Raw genomic sequence first — 15,529 nt, 5'->3', positions numbered from 1 at the left:
CCATCCCATGGGGCGGCCGTCGCCGTGCGCGGGGCAGCCTCGCTGTCGCAGGACCTCAAGTCCACTTGGGGTCTAGGCGGTTCACCGGCCGCCGCGGTCCCTCGCCCGGCAGGCCGGGACGGCGCGGCGGCCGGCGCGGGGACGGCCCTGCGGGGTGTCGGCCTCGGGGGGCGGCCTGGGGGACTCAGTAGGCCGCGACGCCGCGGACGCCCTCGCTGAGGAACAGCAGCCAGAACTGGGTGTGGTCCTTGACATCGGTGGCCGTGAGCGTCCAGGTGTTCGCCGGGGCAGTGCGCCAGGCGTTGCAGTGATAGGGCCCGCTCGTGGGCTGGAAGCAGGTCTTCACCTCCGTCGTCGTGGTCAGCCTGACCTGGATGTCGACGCAGTTGGCGGTGGTGTACGCGGAGCTGTAGGGCGGCCAGTGGCCGTTGGGGTCGGTGCCGTTGATGGACACGAGGTTGCTGTCGCTGCGACAGGCCACCGACGGCGCCGCGCCGGCGGACGTCGCCGTCACCGCGGTCAGTCCGCCGGCGGTCAGGACCGCGGCCGCCAGGATTGTCGTCATGCGCTGGGCTGTACCCACAGGGCTTCTCCGTTCTTGACGCTCGCGCTGCGTGCCGAGTTCAACCTGAAATCAGCTTCCGGGCGTGCGGCGCCTCTGTCACCGTCATTCGAACCGGGTGAAAAGTCGCAGGCGGGAGACAAGAGGGGGCAGGGGATGCTCCGCATTCACTTCACGGCCGAGGACCTGGCGCGCACCCGCGTGGTGGCCGCACCGCATCCCCTGTGGGAGATCGCCTCCAGTCTCCACCGCTTCCAGACGCGGGACGGCCGCTGGGCCTATGCGCACTGGTACCGCACGGCGCGGTCGCGCCTGCGGGAGGCCGGCCTCGACGGCGTGGTGCGCGACTTCCTGCTGCCGCTCTTTCCGCGCACGACCTACTTCCCGGACTTCCTCACTCCCGCGGAGGGTGCCGAGGGACTGGACGCCGGGCTGAGCGCGGTGCTCGGGGCCCCGCGCCGGCAGGTGGCCCGGGAGACGCTGCGGCTCGCCCGGACGACTGCCTCGCCGCAGTGGGTCTCGCGCCTCGCCGAGAGCGACCTGCGCGACCAGCTGGTCCGTGCGCTGCGCCTCTACCACCGCACGGTGATCGCCCCGTACGACGACCGCATCGCCGAACGCCTCCACGCGGAGCGGGTCCGCCACGCCCGGTCGGTGCTCGACCGCGGCACCGAAGGGCTGCTCAGCGATCTGGCGCCGACCGTCCGCTGGCGTCATCCCGTGCTGGAGGTCGCCGTCTACCCCGAGGAGCGGGATGTCCGTCTGAAGGGCAGGGGGCTGCTGCTCGTCCCGTCCTACTTCTGCTGGAAGGACCCGGTCACGCTGGTGGACCCCGAGCTGCCCCCGGTGATCATGTATCCGCTGCACCATCCTCCCGAGCCGCCGCCGGGCGGGGACGCCAAGCCGCTGCGGGCCCTGCTCGGCCGGACCCGGGCCGAGATACTGAGGGCCACCGCCACAGGGGTCACGACCACCGAGGCGGCCCAGCGCGCCGGTGTCTCGACCGCGACCGCGGTGCACCACACCGCCGCGCTGCGCGAAGCGGGCCTGATCAGCAGCACCCGGCGCGGCAACACGGTCCTGCACTGCCTCACACCGCTGGGTTCCGCTCTGCTCGGCGGTGCGCGGCCGGCGGACGGGCGCGCGGGCGGGCGGCACCCCTCCCCCGCTCGTCCGCGGTGACGGGTGTTGTTCCGTTGCCTCTCCCCCGCCCGGCGGGTGTGAGGGACGCGTACGTCAACGGGTGGCGCCGTCCGCACGCCTGGTTTCCGGTCGCCCGCACGCCGCCCGGCCCTGCCACCACTCGGTCGGGGCGCCCCCGTCCCGGGGTTCCCCGCCACGCCCAGCGCGTTTCACAGGTCGAACTCCACGTGTTCGACGTCGGTGAAGCGGACCTCCTCCAGGGAGCCGGCGCGGCGGCCGCCGTCCTGGAAGTAGACCTCCTTGAGTCCTTCGGCGGCGATCTGCTGCAGCTGCTGGTCGGGCGCGCCCTGCTCCAGGGCGTCGAAGAGGCGGGCGGCGTACTGCGGTGGCAGCGCGACGGTGAGGTGGCGCAGGCGGGCGTCGTCGGTGGTGCCGACGGGGGCGGTGTAGCCGATGCGGGCGCGGGTGTCGATGACGATGCCGCCGGTGGTCGCCGCCTGCTGCCGTGCCCTGGCGCGGATCTGCGGCTGCCACCGCTTCCTCACCTCGCTCTCCAGGCGGGCGGCGAGGTCCGGGCGGGGCTTTTTGATCTGGTTCTTCACGTACCGCTCGACGGTGCGCTGGGAGATCCGCAGCATCCGGGCGACGGCCCTGGTGCTCTTGAGCTGCTTGACCAGGTAGCGCATCTGCGCGCCCGCGCTCTTGGGCACGGGGCGGGTGAACGCCCGCTGCACGGCCTTGTCCAGGCCGTCCCCGAACACGCTCATCGGCCTGTCACTCCCCGTCGTCCCCGGTGGTGACCTCGCCGGTCTTGATGTACCGGGCGAGGTTGAGCTCCGGCGCGTCGAACCGCTCGCGGACCTCTTCGCCCCACAGCACGGTCTGGGTGCCCTCGTGCTTGACCATCCCGGGCGAGACACCGAGCCGCCAGCCGCCCGGCAGCGGTCTGCCCTCGCGGTAGGGCAGGAAGTCCAGCGGCGACGGCCCGGTGGAGGCGTAGACGGCGCAGTCGGACAGGACCGCGACCGGGTACTGGCCGGTGAACGCCGCATGCCTGACGATCTTGCGGTGCATGTTGATCCGCGTGCGGGAGATGACCGCGGCGCGGATGTCCGGGCGCCAGGTGGGGCGGGCGAGGGCGCGCCAGGGCCGGCCGGGCTTCCAGCCCTCGCCGCGCGGCCGCTCACGCAGTTTGCCGATGCCGCCCTTGACGGTCGCCTTGATCGCCGAGACCACGATCGCCAGCTCGGGGTCGCGGTCCCTGTGGCCGGCCATGGCCCGCAGGAACTCCTCCGGTGGCGCGTCGGCGGGCACGCCGAGCTCGGCCATGGTGACCACGTAGGCGTCGCGCAGCCGGTTGTACCAGGCGTCCAGGTAACGGCCGTTCTCGTGGCGGACGTAGGCCTCGAGCGGGGTGACGTCGTACCCCAGCTCGACGGCGTAGGCGACGGTCGGCGTGGCGTACCAGGCCGGTCCTGCGGGGCGCTCGCCGGACGGTGTGAACGGGCTGGGCAGCAGCCCGGCGTCGAGCTGGACCCACTCCTTGCCGGCCTTCACCCTCGACAGGTCGACGTGGGACAGGTCGACCAGCCACGAGCCGGGCAACTTGGCGTCGAACGGCGGCCGCTCGACGTGGGTGGGCGCGCCCAGGCCGACGACCAGGCCGTTGGCGCCGGCGGCGAAGGCCATGTTGACGTCGATGCCGACCAGGAACCGCTTCGTGCACTCGTCGTCGGTGAGCGGGCGGGCCCAGTCGCAGGCCTCCTCCGCGAGGACCTCCGCCGGTGTGCGGCGGTGGAAGCGCGGCAGGTCCGCCAGGAGCGGGTGCCCGTCGGGGGCCTCGCAGGGCGCCGGGTCGACCGGGTCCTTGCCGAGCGATCCGGGGTTGTGCACGCTGTGCCGCGTGCCCGTCTCGTCGGGCTCGGAGGCGCGGGTCGGCGGGTGCAGGGCGGTCATCAGCTCGAGGCCGGTCACGGCGGTCGACCCACGCGGCGTCATCACCCGCGCCGCGTAGGTGCCGAGCAGCCGGGCGAGGTCCGCCGGGGGAAGCTCGGCGGCGTTGCCCCAGTGCCGGGCGTCGAGCGCGTTCCACGACGGGATGCACAGCTGCACGCAGTTGCGTTCCGAGCCCTGCGCCGGGCGGTAGATCCGCGCCCAGGGCCCGAACCCGCGCCGGGTCAGCTTCCATTCCGCGCGGGCCAGCTGCCTGATGACCTTGTGGCCCTCCGGCAGCCGGCCCGCCAGCCGCTCCTCCTCCGTGAGGGCCACGGGCAGGCCGTACCGCTCCAGGGCGGCCTCGGTGAGCACCAGGAGCGGATCGGCGTCCTTGCCCGGGCCGACCAGCTTCGGCTGCCCGAGCCCGGCCTCCTTCAGCGTCCACTCCACCAGGGCCGGCAGGGACTTGGCGGGCACGTCCAGGAGCAGGCCGCCGGCGCAGTACGCCACGACCTGGCCGTCATCGACGTCGACGACCGCGAGCGGGCCGTTCTCGAAGCGCGGGTCGGCGCCCGCGGGGGTGCCGGCCGGGGCGGCCCTCCCCGCGCCCGGACGGCGCGGCGTCGGCGACGGTGCACTCGTCCGTGCCGGCCGCGACGCGCCGGCCGGCGCGCTGCCGGTCGCGGGGCGGGGCCGGGTGTGGTCGGAAGCCGTCGTGGCCGGCGCTGCCGAGGCCAGTGACGCTGACGCGGTCCGCGGGTCCGTGGCCGGGACGGGCTCGTCCGTGAACGACTGCGGCACCGCCGGCTCCGGGGCGGGCGCGGTCTCGCCGGCGGGGGCGGGATACAGCTCGCCGAGCCTGTTCAGCAGCCGTGCGTAGGCGTCGCGCTCCGGCGGCCGCGGCTCCGTTTTGCCGGCCTCCCAGCCGCTCACGGTCGCCCGTCGGACCTTGAGCGCCGCGGCCACTTCCTCGACCGTCAGACCGTGGGCCTTCCGTAGCCGCCTGCGCTCCTCCGGCGGCGGCAACGAGGCCCGGGACGCGACCAGCGCGTCGACCGCGTCGAACAACTCGGACATGCCGGCACCTCCAGGACTCCAAGACCGAACACCCTACCCCCGAAGCGTACTTATGGCGGACGTTCGCCCCTCACCTCCCGTACGGAAACCGTTCCTGACCCGACGAGTCCTGTTCCGGCACGAGCGGCCCCACCGCCCGCGCCGGACGGTGGGGCTCGACGGGAGCGGCACGACGGCGCACCGCCGTCGGTCGAAGCGGCCGCGTGGCCGGCACCCGGGAGGAGGCTGGGGTCAGGCGGTTTCGGCCAGGACGGTGCCCAGGCGGTCCAGCACGTGGGGCCAGCCCTTGCCCATCCCGTCGTAGGCCTGTCGGCCCATCGGGGAGTCGAGGTCGAAACCGGAGTGGGTCAGGAGGAGGCGGGTGCCGTCGTCCTCCGGCTGGAGCAGCCAGGTGAGGGTGGTGTCGAGGGTGCCCTCGGCGAACCGGTAGGCCAGCAGGCGCTGGTGGTCCACCTCGGTCACCACGCAGGGCTGGCTGCCGAAGTTCCCCATGTCGAGGGTGAAGCGGTGTCCGACGACGGGCCGGACGTCGCCGGCGGCCCACCAGCGGGCGTGGAGTTCGGGGTCGGTCAGCGCCCGCCAGACCGCCGCCGGGGGGTGGGGCAGGAACTTCTCGCAGGTGATCGTGTTGTTCTCGGTCATGTCTCGTTCTCCTCGTCCAGGAGTTCGGCCAGGGCGTCCAGGCGCTGCTGCCAGTAGTGCTCGAACGGGTGCAGCCACTGGCTCACTTCGGCCAGTCGGGCGGGTTCGAGGTGGTAGTAGCGGTGCCGGCCGCGCGGCTCCTCGCGTACCAGTCCGGCGGTGCGCAGCACTGCCAGGTGCTCGGAGACGGCGGGCCTCCCCAGCTCGAAGAGTGCGGCCAGCTCGCCCGTGGAGCGGGGCCCTTCGCGCAGGTGCTCCAGGAGTCTGCGGCGTACCGGATTGGCCAGCACGCCGAACACGTCGGTGGGCATGCCGAAAGGATATGCCGGAAGCTTCCGACGCGTCAATGAAATCCGACGCATTGCGAGCGGCCGCGGCGGGCGCGGGACGTGCCGAGGTGCACGGAGTCATGGTCGGACGAGGAGCCTGCACGCATCGCGGGCCCCGCGCCACGGGGCCGGTCGCCGCCGCCGTGCGAAGCCGGCGGCGGCGACCGGGCGTCCCGTGTCCGCCCTCACGCCTGGAGCGTCTCCCTCAGCGCCGCCAGCCCCTCGGTGTAGACGCCGTGGAACAGGGCGATCGCTTCCTCTTCGCTCGCTCCCGCCGGGGTGAAGGTGCCCGACCACTCCACCCGGCTCCGGTCACCGTCCACCTCGTGCACGGTCAGGGTGGAGCGGTAGCCGGTGACGGGGAACGGCGCCTGGAGGATGGAGTAGGTGTACGTGCGGGCGTCGTTGTCGAACGCTTCGAGGCGTTCGACGATGACGTCCCCCTCCTCGTTGGTGAGGCTGCGCACGCGGCCGCCCTCGCTGAGCCCGCTCTCGGGGATGTAGGGCAGCCAGTCGGGCAGGGAGCCGAAGCCGCCGATGAGCTGCCAGACCCGGTCGGCCGGGACGGGAAGGTCGATGGTCGCGCTGGTCGTCGCCATGGTTGTCATCTCCTGAGGGTGAAGTGGGAGTCAGGCGCTGGGCACGGGGGCGTCCTGGGCGATCAGCCCCTCCGTACGGAGAGCCGTCCAGAAGGCCGCCGGGACGTCCTCGCCGAGCGCGGCGACGTCCTCGGCGATGCGGCTGGGCCGGGAGGCACCGGGAATCGCCGCGGCGACCGCCGGGTGGGCCAGGGAGAACTGCAGCGCGGCCGCCTTGACGCCCACGCCGTGCTCGCCCGCGAGGGCCTTGATGCGCTCGACCTTGGTGACGACCGAGGCGGGTGCCTTCCGGTACTCGAAATGCTGCCCGCCGGCCAGGACACCGGAGCTGTACGGCCCGCCGACCACGATGTCGACGTTCTGCGCCTGCGCGGCGGGCAGCAGCCGCTGCAGGGCGCGCTCGTGGTCCAGGAGCGTGTAGCGGCCGGCGAGCAGGAAGGCGTCCGGCTTCGGCTCGTCCAGGTCGAGCGTCAGCTCCAGCGGCTCGACCCGGTTGACACCCAGGCCCCAGCCCCTGATCACGCCCTCGTCGCGCAGCTTCTGCAGGACACGGAAGGCGCCGGTGCGGGCGCTCTCGTACGCCGCCAGCCACTCGTCGCCGTAGAAGTCCTGCGCGACATCGTGCACCCACACGATGTCCAGCCGGTCCGTCCTCAGCCGCTTCAGACTGTCTTCGATCGAACGCAGCGTGGCGTCCGCCGAGTAATCGTTGACGATCCTGTTCGGGCGTCCGTGCTCGAACAGCCCGCCCTTCTCCCCCAGGTCCCGGGCGCCGGGGTCCTCGACCTCGTCGAGGATGACGCGGCCGACCTTGGTGCTCAGGACGAACTCGTCACGCGGCCGGCCGGCCAGCGCCTCGCCGAGGCGGATCTCCGACAGGCCGGCGCCGTAGAAAGGAGCGGTGTCGAAGGAGCGGATGCCCTGCTCCCACGCGGCGTCCACGGTCGCCGCGGCCTCCTCGTCGGGGATCGCCCGGAACATGTTGCCCAGCGGAGCAGTACCGAAGCCCAGACGGCCCGGCAGGAAAGACCTGATCGACATGGTGCGCATTCCTTGCTGTGCGGAACGACGACGGATGTGGTCTCCGCGCCCGGTGCGCGGGTCCGTCGTGCTGACGTGTTCGACCCTAGGAACCAGACTTGAGACTGTCCAAGACTTGGTCGGACACACTTCAGACCCTGCGGGTCTTACCTGTCCGACGTGCGGAAACCGCCGCACGCCGTTGTCCGTGGTCGCCCGCCGACCGCCGGCTCCATGAGCGGCACGGGCCGTCGCGACGACGGCCGCCCCGGCGCATCGGCGTCGCCACCACCCGGCAGGCCCACACCGGACGGCGCCGGCGGCGGCAGGCGTGCTGCCCGGAGCGCTCAAAACGGCGGGATGAGGGTAAGCGGAAGTGGCCCGATCCCCCGAACGAAAGGCGTGCCCGTCCCATGGCCGAGACACACGACGTCGTCGACCTCATCCTCCAGGACCACCGGCGCATGGAAGACCTCTTCCGCCAGATGCGGAGCATCGAGGCCGACCGGGCGGCCGCGCTGCAGGAGTTCGCGGACCTCCTGATCGCGCACGCACTGGCCGAGGAGGCCAAGGTCTACCCCGCCCTGAAGCGGTACAAGAACATCGACGACGAAGAGGTCGAACACGGGGAGGACGAGCACGACGAGGGCAACCAGGCCCTCCTGGAGCTCCTCGAGGTCGAGGAGATCGGCTCCGAGGAATGGGACGAGAAACTGGAAGCGCTCGTGGAAGCCGTCACCCACCACGCGGACGAAGAGGAACGCACCGTCCTCAACGGAGCACGGGAGAACGTGGCCATGGAGCGGCGCCAGGAACTCGGCGTGGCATTCCTGCAGGAGCGCGAACGCCATCTGAAGGCCAACTGCGGTTCGCTGGACAACGTGCGCAGCATCGTCAAGTCCTGACCCCCACCGCACCGTTCACACGCCCCGCCCCGCGCCCCCCGTACCCGGCGGCGGCCTCGGAAGCGGGGGCGGTGACCTCGTCGTTCCGGCGAGACCACCGCCCCCGCGGGGCGGGCACGATCGGGCGTACGGCAACGCCTGACGATCAGTCACGGTCAACCACGCCAGTATGAAACGGACGTTTCAGTAGACTGGCGAGGTGACCCGTCCCGGAGTGAGCCCGTCCCCGCGGCAGCAGGAGTTGCTGGAAGCGGCCTACGCCTACGCGCTGCGCAGCGGACTCGGTGATCTGTCGTTGCGGCCGCTCGCGGAGGAGATCGGGTCCAGTCCGCGCGTCCTGCTGTACCTGTTCGGGAGCAAGGACGGCCTCATCCGGGCCCTGCTCGAGCGGGCACGGGCCGACGAGCTCGCCCTCATCCGCCGGATGGCCGGCACGCAGGGTGAGCCAGGCGGTCTGCGGTCGGCCGCGCAGGGGCTGTGGCGATGGCTGGCCGACGACGCCCACCGCGCCCTGCTGACCCTGTGGGTGGAGAGCTACGCCCGCTCCCTCGTCGACCCCGAAGGGCCCTGGTCGGGCTTCGCCCGCAGCACGGTCGAGGACTGGCTGCGCCTGCTGGCCGGCAGCCAGACGGCCGACGTCCGCGACACCGAGGAGGGGATCGCGCAGCGGACCCTCGTGCTCGCCGTTCTGCGCGGGGCACTGCTGGACCTGCTCGCCACCGGCGATGTCACACGCTCGACCGCCGCGGTGCGCATGCAGCTCGACCGGCTGGCCTGAGACCGCCTCCCGAGTCCGAGCCGTCGGCCGCGATCCGGCCCGGCGTCGTTGTCGGACCCCCGTGCCACCATCGGCACCATGGACAAGATGCGGCAGCTGCGGCTCGCCAAGGACGCCATGGACCGGGACTGGGCGGACCCGGAGCTGGACCTGCGGGCGGTCGCGGCCCACGCTGGCTACTCGCGCTACCACTTCATCCGGGCGTTCAAGGAGACGTACGGCGAGACGCCCGGCCAGTACCTGACCCACCGCCGCATCGAGCGCGCCGAGGAGATGCTGCGCACCGCCAACCTGTCGGTGACCGAGATCTGCCATCTCGTCGGTTTCAGCAGCGTCGGCACGTTCTCGGCCCGGTTCAAGGCCTGGACGGGGCTCACCCCCAGCGGGTACCGCGCCCGGCACGTCGGCCGCGGCGCGGCGCTCATACCCGGGTGCTACGCCATGCTGTGGGCCGGCGGCTTCCGGGCCGGCGCCGAGCAGGCGCGACGAAGCAATTCCTGAGAAGCGGGCTGATCGGCGTCCTGCCTACCGTGGCAGTGCAAGCACGGTTCGCACCACAGGGAGAAGCCATGATCAAGGGGCTCGCCATCACCACCGTCTGGGTCCTGGACCAGGACCGGGCCAAGGACTTCTACACGAACAAGCTCGGTCTGGAAGTCCGTACCGACATGACCATGGGAGAGGGCGGGATGCGCTGGCTGACGGTCGGCGCCCCCGGCCAGCCGGACGTGGAGCTGACGCTCATGGTGCCCGGGACGGGTTCGATGGACCCGGAGTCGGCCGAGATGATGAGGAAACTGATCACCAAGGGTGCCCTCGGCGCCGGTGTGCTGGCCACCGACGACATCCACGGTGACTACAAGCGGCTCAAGGACCGAGGTGTGGAGTTCCTCCAGGAGCCTCAGGAGCGGCCCTACGGCATCGAAGCGCTCTTCCGTGACGACTCCGGCAACTGGTTCTCCTTCACCCAGCGGCGCGAGGGTGACCTGGACATGGACAAGAACTGGGCCGGCTGACGGCCACGGTCCCCGGCCTGGTGAGCTCGGACAGCCGCCCGGGGTCGCCGGCGCGCCGGGCAGCGGGGTGACGGCGAGCCCTGCCCCGGCCGGGCGGTGAGCGGGGACGCCCACGGGGCCTAGGCGCGCCGCGGCCGGGCGGACGGCCGGCGCGCTTCCCGACCGGCCGGCCACGAGGGCCGGGGCCGGGCCGGGGCCGGCCGGGCACGCGGGCGTGCGCACTACAGCGCGCGCTGCCAGGTCTGGCCCACGAGATGGCGCCCGAAGCTGTGATGGGGTTCCTCGGCGACCAGCTCGAAGCCGTGCTTCCGGTAGATGCGCCGGGCCGAGGCGAGGACGTCGTTGGTCCACAGGGTGATGGTCCGGTACCCGGCCTCGCGTGCGAAGCGCAGGCACTCCTCTACCAGACGCGCGCCCAGCCCCAGGCCGCGGGCCTTCTCAGCGACCAGCAGCAGCCGGAGCTGGGCCGTCGTCTCGTCGGCACGGACACAGAAGACGCAGCCGGCCCGCTCCCCGTCGACCTCCGCGATCCAGGCCGCCTGCGGCTCGTCGTCCCCGGCCTGGGCGTAGCCGGCCACGATCTTGGCCACGAGCGCCTCGAAGCGGGTGTCCCAGCCGAACTCACGGTCGTAGAGCTCGCCGTGCGCCTGGACGACCCAGCCGAGGTCGCCGGGACGGCCCAGACGCCGCACCAGCACGTCGCGCTGCCTCATCATGACTCCCCTCATCACTACTGAAACGGTCGTTTCAGTAGCGTAGGCCCGCGCGCCGTCCGAAAACAGACCTCGCCGTACCAGCGCGGGGTGGCTTGGCCAGGAGACCGGGTCAGATCGGCACGGAGGCCGGTGCCGCAGTGTGACGGCGGGCCTGCTGCTCCCCGTAGGGTGCGCGCATGACACGCGCCTGGTACTTGCCGACGCTGTTCGTCGTCTGCGGCGCATTCGCGACGGCCCCGCTGCTCGCCGAGGGGCGCTTCTTCGCCGCCGCGCTCCTGACGCTGGTGTTCGTCCTGTTCGCGTGGCTTCAGTCGCCACTGGTCTTCCCCCGCTCCATCAGTGCGGCGGAGGCACAGCGCCGCAGCGAGGCCGACGGCCGGCCGATCGTGTACTGGCGCACGGGCTGCACGTACTGCCTGCGCCTGAGGCTGCGCCTGGGCCGCAGCGGCCACCGGCTGCACTGGGTCGACATCGGGCGCGATCCCGCCGCGGCGGCGGTGGTGCGGGCGGCCAACGACGGCGACGAGATTGTGCCGACCGTCATGGTGGCGGGCCGGCCGTACACCAACCCCGATCCCGCATGGGTGCGCGCACGGCTCTCCCCGACGACATGACCGCCGTCCTCGTCACACCGCGCCCGTGACGGAGCGGGAACCTTCGATTCCGCCGCCGCTGCCCCGCACGTCCGCATCAGACACGGCGGTCGGGCGGCCGTCAGCGTGCGCGCAGCGGGGGGGCCGGTGGGCACCTCGTCCACCGGCAGCCGGTAGCGGCCGTGGTCAAGGAGAAACGCGGTCGTGGTCGGGGCGGCGGGACTGTCCCCGCACGGTGAGCGTCACGTGGGTGGCCAGGCCCAGGACCAGGCCCCAGCAGGACGCGCCGATGCCACCGAGGGTGACGCCCGACGCCGTCGTCAGGAAGGTCACCACGGCCGCGTCCCGGCCCGGCTCGTCGGCGACGGCCTGGGCGAGGCTCGTGGAGAACGTGCCGAGGAGCGCCACCCCGGCGATGACGGCGACCAGGTCGGCCGGCAGCGCGGTGAACAGCCCCACGAGAGTGGCTCCGCAGATCCCGGTGAGGAGGTAGAAGAAGCCGCAGGCCATGCCCGCGACATAGCGGCGCCGGGAATCGGGGTGGGCCTCCTCGCCGGTGCAGATCGCGGCGGTGATGGCCGCCAGGTTGATCCCGTGTCCGCCGAACGGCGCGAGTGCCGTCGTGGTGAGCCCGGTGACACCGATCAGCACGCGGTCGTCCGGGCGGTAGCCGAAGGCGGCGAGCACGGCGAGGCCGGGGGCGTTCTGCGACGCCATGGTGACCACGGTCAGCGGGACCGCGATGCCCACCATCGCCTGGAGCGAGAAGTCGGGGGAGGTGAACACCGGGACGGCCGGGGTGATGTCACCCGCCGGTGCATGGATACCCGGTCCCGCGGCCGCCGCGAGCACGGCGGCGAGAAGGGCGAGGGCCACCGCGTAGCGCGCTGAGCGTCGCTTGACCACGAAGTACGTGACGAGGGAGGCGAGTACCGGTACGGGGATGCTGTCCAGCGCGGAGAACACCCCGGCCCCGAACGAGAACAGTACGCCCGCGAGCATGCCCGCCACCACGCCGGGCGGCACGCGCCGCATCGCCCACCCGAAGACGCCCGTCACCCCGATCAGGGCCATGGCCAGGCCCGTGACCAGGAACGCGCCGATCGCCTCGGGATACGAGTACTGACCGAGGCTGCCGACCAGGACCGCCGCGCCGGGCGTCGAGAAGGCGGTGATCACCGGCATACGGGTCCACCAGCTCAGCGCCGCGCACGTCACACCACTACCGACACATGCGGCCCACACCCAGGACGCGGTCTGCACACCGCTGAGCCGCCCGGCCTCCGCCGCGGCGAGCACGATCACCAGCGGACCTGAACAGGACACCACGACCGCGACGAGCCCGGCGACCACAGCGGAAACGGAAGCGTCCCGCCCAACCCGACGCCGCTCCGCCCCACTACCGCCCGGTCTGCCCCCCATACGGCCACGCCGGCCACGGCCACGGCCACCACCACTCGGACTGCCGTCCCCGGCCCACCCGTCGACCTCGGTGTCGGCTTCGGGCTCGCCGCTCGAGCCGCTGCCCCCGGCCCGGTCGTCGACTCCGGCCTCGCTGCCGCAGGTTGTCCGGCGGCGGGCCGGAAGTTCGCCGCTGGGGCTGCCGCCGTCACCGCGCCGGTCGTCGGCCTCGGCGTCGTTGCCGCCACCGGGCCGGCGGCCGGCTTCGGGGGTGCCGCTCGGGCTGCCGGCCCCGGCTCGCCCGCCGGCCCCGGCCCTGCTGCTGTCACTCGTCCGGCTGTCGGTTCCCGCCCCCCTGGCGTCCACCTTGCGATCCCTCTCTCGGTCTCTCGTGCCGCTCGCTCAGCGATCGGCTGTTCTTGACGTCGCTGAGCGAGCGGTGCCCTGTCGGGCCTGGTCCTGTGCCGTTGCCTCAGCTCCGGCCGGACCTCACGCCGTTCACTTGGCGGCGGCCGCCAGCCGCTGGACGCCCTCCGCGAATTCATCGGGGTCGAGTGCCTGGAACGGCAGGCGGAGGAAAACGGTGCCGGTGGGAGGCGCGGAGTCGGCCGGGTAGAAGGCCGAACCGCGCGTCAGGGCGAGCCCGTCGTCCCGGGCAGCCGCGAGGAAGGACGCCTCGTCGGTGCGGACGGGAAGGTGCACGCTGACGTAGTAGCCGCCCTCGGGCACGCACAGCTGTACCTCGCCCAGCGTCTGCCGCACCGCCTCGACCGCCGCGTCGTGCCGGGGCCGCAGCAACTCCCGTACGCGGTCGACGTTCTCCCGTACGAGACCGTTCGCGAGCGTCCGCGCGGCGATCGTCTGGAGCAGCGGGGCCGGCGACAGATACGTGCCCTCGGCCAGCGCCGCGAGGGCGCGGGGCGTGTCGGCCGGCCCGATGACGTAGCCGACGCGCAGACCGGGGCTCAGCACCTTGCTCAGCGAGCCGATGGTCAACACCCGGGCCCCGTCGACCGATTCGGCCAGCTCACCGAGCGACGTGGGCGCGGTGCCGCCGAAGCGGAGCTCGCGGTACGGGATGTCCTCCAGGATCGTGAAGCCGTACTCGGCGGAGAGCCGCACCAGCTCCCGGCGCTTGTCCTCGCTCGTGGTCACGCCGCTGGGGTTCTGGAAGTCCGGGATGACGTAGACGAAGGCGGGCACCTCCGCGCGCAGCCGCTCCCTGAGGGCGTCCACGTCGATGCCGTCGTGCCGCAGCGGCACGCCCGACACCTGGGCCCCATGCCGTTCGAAGATCTGCACGGCGCGGTCGTACGTCGGTGCCTCGACCAGGACCCGCGGCCGGACGGCGTCGCGCAGCAGGTGGGCCGCGAGCAGGTCGAGGGCCTGCAGGGAGCCGTTGGTGACGAAGATCCGCTCGGGGTCGACGGAGTGGAACTTGCCGAGCTGCTCGCGCAGTTCCTGGTCACCGGTGTGGTGACCGATGGGCGCGTACTGGAAGACCCGGTCGGGCTCCGCGGCGAGGATCGCGGAGGTGTGCTCGGCGATGGCCGCGGAGGGGATCGCTTCGAGCGGGGGTATACCGCGAGAGAAGTGGACGGTCCGGACGGTCACAGGTCGTCTCCTAGAGCGAGTGCGGACGGTGCGGCGCCTGCGGCGGGCGCGACGGGCGCGAGGTCGAGAGGGCCCATGGGCGGTCAGCCCCGGGTCGCGAAGTCGGGGCCGATGTCGGCGACCGAGTCCACGCCGAGCTGGCGGAGGGTGTCCTCGATCTCCTCCTTGAGGAGGTCGAGGACCGCCTCGACGCCCTCCTGTCCGGCGAGACCGAGGCCCCACAGGTAGGGCCGTCCGATGCACACGGCGTCGGCGCCGAGCGCGAGCGCCTTGACGACGTGGATCCCGGACCGGATGCCGCCGTCCATCAGGACCAGACCGCGGCCGTCGATCGCCTCCGCGACCTGTTCGAGCGCGACCAGGCTGGGTACCGCGCCGTCGAGCTGGCGGCCGCCGTGGTTGGACACGATCACGCCGTCCGCCCCGAGATCGAGGCACCGCTGGGCGTCCTCGGCACGCAGGATGCCCTTCACCACCACGCGTATCCCGGTCCGGCTCCGGATCCATTGGAGGTCCTCCCAGGTCAGGGGGAGGCGATCGATGCGCGCGCCGTCCGGAATCGCGCCGGTGAGGATGCCGAGCGAGCGCAGGTTGCCGAAGTCGACGTGGGCGGGGGTGCGGAAGCCCGCCCGGCGGGTGGTGATACGGCGGGCCGCGTGGCTGGCGTCGACGGTCACCACGAGAGCGGTCGCCCCGGCGTCCTCCGCCAGGGCGATCGTCGCGGCGACGTCCTCGCGGGACCGGTAGGCGTACAGCTGGAACCAGCAGCCGCCCTCGATGGACCCGGCCACCTTGGGGAAGGCGTGGTGGCTGTCGGTGCTGACGATGGAGAGCGAGCCCGAGGCCTCGGCCGCGCGGGCGGTGGCGATCTCCGCGTCGTCGTGCAGGAGCCGCTGCGGGCTGGTCGGGGCGAGCAGGACGGGCAGGTCGAGCCGCTGCCCGAAGACGGTCACCGAGGTGTCCGGCTTGTCGCTCACGCTGCCGAGTGCCTTGGGCCGCAGCCACACCTGGTCGAAGGCCTCGGTGTTGGCGCGCACCGTGAGTTGTGTGTCGGCGCCGCCCGCGACGTACGCCCAGGAAGCGGCGTCGAGCACGGAGTCGGCCGCCCGCTCGAAGTCGGGCAGGGTCAGCAGAGCGGAGAGTTCCCTTGCCATGCGATCTCCTGATTCCTGTCTACGATCTCGCCGGTCGCCGTTCGT

17 protein-coding genes are annotated in these 15,529 nt (G+C 72.6%); 6 read left to right on the top strand and 11 right to left on the bottom strand.

Annotated elements, in window-relative coordinates; all coding sequences use genetic code 11:
- Positions 1-184: 184 nt before the first annotated feature.
- A complete protein-coding gene (locus tag ABZ920_RS00630; protein ID WP_361496946.1) occupies positions 185-565 on the bottom strand; it encodes a hypothetical protein in 381 nt (126 codons plus the stop codon).
- A 153-nt stretch (positions 566-718) separates the two neighbouring features.
- Here ABZ920_RS00630 and ABZ920_RS00625 point away from each other — a divergent pair, with 153 nt between their 5' ends.
- Complete coding sequence (locus ABZ920_RS00625; RefSeq protein WP_361496943.1) at positions 719-1,744, top strand: winged helix-turn-helix domain-containing protein; 1,026 nt, start codon at positions 719-721, stop codon at positions 1,742-1,744.
- A 170-nt stretch (positions 1,745-1,914) separates the two neighbouring features.
- On the opposite strand, the gene ABZ920_RS00620 is transcribed toward ABZ920_RS00625, so the two are convergent.
- From ABZ920_RS00620 to ABZ920_RS00595, 6 genes are all read right to left on the bottom strand, one after another.
- Positions 1,915-2,472 carry an XRE family transcriptional regulator gene (locus ABZ920_RS00620; protein WP_361496940.1) on the bottom strand — a complete coding sequence of 186 codons (558 nt, stop codon included), beginning with the start codon at positions 2,470-2,472 and terminating at the stop codon, positions 1,915-1,917.
- Positions 2,473-2,479: 7 nt separating this feature from the next.
- Positions 2,480-4,717, bottom strand: coding sequence for a helix-turn-helix transcriptional regulator (locus ABZ920_RS00615; RefSeq protein WP_361496937.1), 2,238 nt, complete (start codon positions 4,715-4,717; stop codon positions 2,480-2,482).
- Positions 4,718-4,948: 231 nt separating this feature from the next.
- Positions 4,949-5,359, bottom strand: coding sequence for an SRPBCC domain-containing protein (locus tag ABZ920_RS00610; protein ID WP_361496934.1), 411 nt, complete (start codon positions 5,357-5,359; stop codon positions 4,949-4,951).
- The gene (locus tag ABZ920_RS00605; RefSeq protein ID WP_361496931.1) at positions 5,356-5,670 is read right to left on the bottom strand and encodes a metalloregulator ArsR/SmtB family transcription factor; all 315 of its coding nucleotides are present in this window, start codon (positions 5,668-5,670) and stop codon (positions 5,356-5,358) included. The genes ABZ920_RS00610 and ABZ920_RS00605 overlap by 4 nt, the downstream gene beginning before the upstream one ends.
- 203 nt (positions 5,671-5,873) lie before the next feature.
- Entirely contained in the window at positions 5,874-6,287 is a 414-nt protein-coding gene (locus ABZ920_RS00600) for an SRPBCC family protein (protein ID WP_361496928.1), read from the bottom strand.
- A gap of 30 nt (positions 6,288-6,317) precedes the next feature.
- Positions 6,318-7,328 (bottom strand): aldo/keto reductase, encoded by a 1,011-nt coding sequence (locus ABZ920_RS00595; protein ID WP_361496925.1) that lies wholly within the window; start codon positions 7,326-7,328, stop codon positions 6,318-6,320.
- A 392-nt stretch (positions 7,329-7,720) separates the two neighbouring features.
- Between ABZ920_RS00595 and ABZ920_RS00590 the strand changes: the two genes are divergently transcribed.
- The 4 genes from ABZ920_RS00590 to ABZ920_RS00575 all read left to right on the top strand — a co-directional run bounded on the left by ABZ920_RS00590 (position 7,721) and on the right by ABZ920_RS00575 (position 10,006).
- Positions 7,721-8,212, top strand: coding sequence for a hemerythrin domain-containing protein (locus tag ABZ920_RS00590; protein ID WP_361496922.1), 492 nt, complete (start codon positions 7,721-7,723; stop codon positions 8,210-8,212).
- A gap of 199 nt (positions 8,213-8,411) precedes the next feature.
- Positions 8,412-8,990, top strand: a complete 579-nt coding sequence (locus ABZ920_RS00585; RefSeq protein ID WP_361496919.1) for a TetR family transcriptional regulator — start codon at positions 8,412-8,414, stop codon at positions 8,988-8,990.
- Between the two features lie 87 nt (positions 8,991-9,077).
- Positions 9,078-9,491: a helix-turn-helix transcriptional regulator gene (locus tag ABZ920_RS00580; protein WP_361497568.1), complete on the top strand. Its 414-nt coding sequence runs from the start codon at positions 9,078-9,080 to the stop codon at positions 9,489-9,491.
- Positions 9,492-9,559: 68 nt separating this feature from the next.
- Positions 9,560-10,006 carry a VOC family protein gene (locus ABZ920_RS00575; RefSeq protein WP_361496916.1) on the top strand — a complete coding sequence of 149 codons (447 nt, stop codon included), beginning with the start codon at positions 9,560-9,562 and terminating at the stop codon, positions 10,004-10,006.
- Between the two features lie 221 nt (positions 10,007-10,227).
- Here ABZ920_RS00575 and ABZ920_RS00570 read toward each other — a convergent pair whose 3' ends face one another.
- Entirely contained in the window at positions 10,228-10,719 is a 492-nt protein-coding gene (locus ABZ920_RS00570; RefSeq protein WP_361496913.1) for a GNAT family N-acetyltransferase, read from the bottom strand.
- 179 nt (positions 10,720-10,898) lie between these two features.
- Here ABZ920_RS00570 and ABZ920_RS00565 point away from each other — a divergent pair, with 179 nt between their 5' ends.
- On the top strand, positions 10,899-11,336 hold the full coding sequence (locus ABZ920_RS00565; protein ID WP_361496910.1) for a glutaredoxin domain-containing protein: 438 nt from the start codon (positions 10,899-10,901) through the stop codon (positions 11,334-11,336).
- Between the two features lie 165 nt (positions 11,337-11,501).
- Here the strand turns inward: ABZ920_RS00565 and ABZ920_RS00560 are convergent, their stop codons facing one another.
- The 3 genes from ABZ920_RS00560 to ABZ920_RS00550 form a co-directional block, all read right to left on the bottom strand.
- Positions 11,502-12,737, bottom strand: a complete 1,236-nt coding sequence (locus tag ABZ920_RS00560) for a benzoate/H(+) symporter BenE family transporter (protein WP_361496907.1) — start codon at positions 12,735-12,737, stop codon at positions 11,502-11,504.
- Positions 12,738-13,214: 477 nt separating this feature from the next.
- The gene (locus tag ABZ920_RS00555; protein WP_361496904.1) at positions 13,215-14,330 is read right to left on the bottom strand and encodes a PLP-dependent aminotransferase family protein; all 1,116 of its coding nucleotides are present in this window, start codon (positions 14,328-14,330) and stop codon (positions 13,215-13,217) included.
- A gap of 83 nt (positions 14,331-14,413) precedes the next feature.
- Positions 14,414-15,484 (bottom strand): alpha-hydroxy acid oxidase, encoded by a 1,071-nt coding sequence (locus ABZ920_RS00550; protein ID WP_361496901.1) that lies wholly within the window; start codon positions 15,482-15,484, stop codon positions 14,414-14,416.
- Positions 15,485-15,529 lie beyond the last annotated feature (45 nt).

Source organism: Streptomyces sp. NPDC046831, assembly GCF_040645305.1.
In the GTDB taxonomy this organism is placed as follows: Bacteria; Actinomycetota; Actinomycetes; order Streptomycetales; family Streptomycetaceae; genus Streptomyces.
The sequence above is the reverse complement of the archived record's forward strand: the minus strand, read 5'-3'. Positions and strand labels throughout refer to the sequence as shown.